This window comes from Sphingomonas sp. Ant H11 (assembly GCF_000797515.1).
Classification (GTDB): Bacteria; Pseudomonadota; Alphaproteobacteria; order Sphingomonadales; family Sphingomonadaceae; genus Sphingomonas.
In genome coordinates, this window is record NZ_JSBN01000195.1 from 1 (window position 1) to 3,024 (window position 3,024).

Annotated in this window: 3 protein-coding genes; all 3 read right to left on the reverse strand. The window is 63.5% G+C overall.

Annotated elements, in window-relative coordinates; translation table 11 throughout:
- Nucleotides 1-448: thymidine kinase (locus tag NW75_RS21395; RefSeq protein ID WP_231565371.1), on the reverse strand; the 448-nt coding region annotated here is incomplete at its 3' end.
- A 48-nt stretch (nt 449-496) separates the two neighbouring features.
- Nucleotides 497-850: a 30S ribosome-binding factor RbfA gene (gene rbfA, locus NW75_RS21400; protein ID WP_052192568.1), complete on the reverse strand. Its 354-nt coding sequence runs from the start codon at nt 848-850 to the stop codon at nt 497-499.
- Between the two features lie 244 nt (nt 851-1,094).
- Nucleotides 1,095-3,024: translation initiation factor IF-2 (infB, locus tag NW75_RS21405; RefSeq protein WP_033967408.1), on the reverse strand; the 1,930-nt coding region annotated here is incomplete at its 5' end.

Consider the following 3,024-nt stretch of genomic DNA (forward strand, 5'->3'; position numbering starts at 1 on the left):
CCTTGCGCCCGCACGCACAGACCGATTTGATCTCGATCAGCGAATCCGCAATCGCCAGCAGGCGCGCCGAACCTTCGAACAAATTGCCGAGGAAATCGGTGCGCAGGCCATAAGCGAGCACGGGGAATGCCGTGGAAATCCGCCAGCGTGGCGAGCTGGTCGACCTGGGCGGCGGTGAGAAATTGCGCTTCATCCACCAATACGCAGGCGGGTGGCGCCTCGCCTTCGCGCGTGACCACGGCGACCAGATCGGTATCGCGCTCAACGCGATCGCATCGGCGGCCAAGCCGATGCGCGAGGTGATCGTCCCCGCGGCAAAGCGATCATCGATCGCGGCGGTCAGCAGCACGGTGCGCATGCCGCGTTCGCGATAGTTGAAATCGGCCTGCAACAGGTTGGTCGATTTGCCCGCGTTCATCGAGGCGTAGTAGAAATAGAGCTTGGCCATAACGGGCAGAAAGCCGGAAGCGAGTACGATGTCCAGCGTCGTTTGTGCTCAATCCTCGATAGGGTCGCCCAAATCCCGCGCCACCTTCGGGTCGCGCAGCAATTTATCGATGTGGCTGCCTTCGTCGAAGCTCTCGTCGGCGAGGAATTTGAGCTTGGCGGCATATTTCATTTGAACGCGCGCGGCGACTTCGCGCTGGAGATAGGCGGTGTTGGTGCGCAGCGCTTTCAGCACCGCTTCCTCATCCTTGCCGAGCAAGGGCTTCATGAACACGGTTGCGTGGCGCAAATCGGGCGACATGCGCACTTCGGTGATCGTCACCGGATGCTTGGCCAGTGTCTCGTCATGCACATCGCCGCGCGCGAGAATGTCGCTGAGCGTATGGCGGACTTGCTCGCCCACGCGGAGTAGGCGGACGGAACGGGTTTCGGGCGTTTTCGGTAGGGCGCATTTCTTACTCCTCCCTCTCCCTCCGGGGAGTGACGGGTCGAACCGTCCCCCGGACGGTTCGCGACCGTGCGGGGCACGGTCGCCCCATCACTGGCCGGGGAGAGGGGCTGTAGCGAAAACCAAACGCTTCCGCTCGGCCCCTCTCCCGACTTCGCTTCGCTCGTCTGCCCTCTCCCCGGAGGGGAGAGGGAGAAGATTACAGCGTCCGTTCGCGCAGTTCGACTTCGAACGTCTCCAGGAAGTCGCCCGGCTTGATGTCGACGAAGTTCGACGTGAAGGTCACGCCGCACTCCAGACCAGCGCGCACTTCGGCGACGTCGTCCTTGAAGCGACGCAGCGAGGCGATTTCGCCCTGGTAGATGATGACATCGGCCCGGGTGATACGCGCCTTGAGCGCCTTGCGGATAATGCCTTCTGTGACGAGCAGACCGGCGGCCTTGCCGTGCTTGCCCGCCGAGAAGACGTCGCGGATTTCGGCGCGGCCGACGACCGTTTCGAACGCCTCCGGGCCAAGCTCGCCCGCCATGCCGGCGCGGATCTCGTCGATCAGGTCGTAGATCACGTCGTAATATTTCAGCGCGACCTTCTGGCGTTCGGCGATTTCGCGTGCCTTGGCATTGGCGCGGACGTTGAAGCCGATGATCGGCGCACCGCTGGCACCCGCCAGTGTCACGTCGCTCTCGGTGATGCCACCGACGCCTGAATGCAGCACGCGCGCCTTGATGAGATCGGTCGAGATCTTGTTGATCGACGACACGATTGCCTCGACCGACCCTTGCGTATCGGCCTTGACCACCAAAGGATATTCGATCGCCTGCTTTTCCTTGAGCGCGCTGAACATCGATTCGAGGCTGGCCGGGCCACCCCCGGTGCGCTTGCTGGTCATCACGCCCTGGCGATATTCGGCAACTTCGCGCGCACGCGCTTCGTTTTCGACCACCGACAGCGGATCACCCGCACGCGGCACGCCCGACAGGCCGAGCACTTCGACCGGCATGGACGGGCCCGCTTCCTTGATCTGCATGCCCTTGTCGTTGGTCATCGCGCGGACCTTGCCGCTCTCGGCACCGACGACGAAGATGTCGCCGACCTTGAGCGTGCCGCGGTTGACCAGGATAGTCGCGACCGGACCACGGCCCTTGTCGAGCTTGGCCTCGATCACGGTGCCTTCGGCCGCGCGATCGGGGTTCGCCTTCAGTTCGAGCAATTCGGCCTGGAGCTGGATCTTCTCGATCAACTCGTCGAGGCCGGTCTTCTTGAGCGCCGAGACTTCGACATCCTGGACGTCGCCCGACATTTCCTCGACCACGACTTCATACTGCAGCAGGGCTTCGCGCACCTTCTGCGGATTGGCGTCGTGCTTGTCGACCTTGTTGATCGCCACGATCATCGGCACGCCGGCCGCTTTGGTGTGGTTGATCGCCTCGACGGTCTGCGGCTTGATGCTGTCATCGGCCGCCACCACGAGCACGACGATGTCGGTCACATTGGCACCGCGCTGGCGCATTTCGGTAAAGGCTTCGTGGCCCGGCGTGTCGAGGAAGGTGACCTTCGACTTGTCCTTCAGCGTGACCTGATAGGCACCGATATGCTGGGTGATGCCGCCAGCCTCGCCCTTCACGACATCGGTGCCGCGCAAAGCGTCGAGCAGCGAGGTCTTGCCGTGGTCGACATGGCCCATGATCGTGACGACCGGCGGACGCGGACGCAGCGTGTCCTCGGCATCGGTATCGGTTTCGACGGCGATATCGATGTCCGAATCGCTGACGCGGACGATGTTGTGGCCGAATTCGGTCACCAGCAGTTCGGCCGTGTCCTGGTCGATCGTCTGCGTCATCGTGACGGGCATGCCCATCTTGAACAGCGTCTTGACCAGATCTGCGCCCTTTTCCGCCATGCGGTTGGCGAGTTCCTGGACGGTGATCGCTTCTGGCACCACGACGTCGCGAATCTGCTTTGCCTGCGCTTCGCGTGGGCCGCCCATCCGGCGGTTTTCCTTTTCGCGGGCACGCTTGAGCGCGGCGAGCGAACGCGCGCGCGCGCCATCGCCATCGTTGAGCGCACGGTTGACGGTCAGCTTGCCGCCGCGACGCTCGTCGCCCTTGCGGTCGCGCTGGCCGGGACGC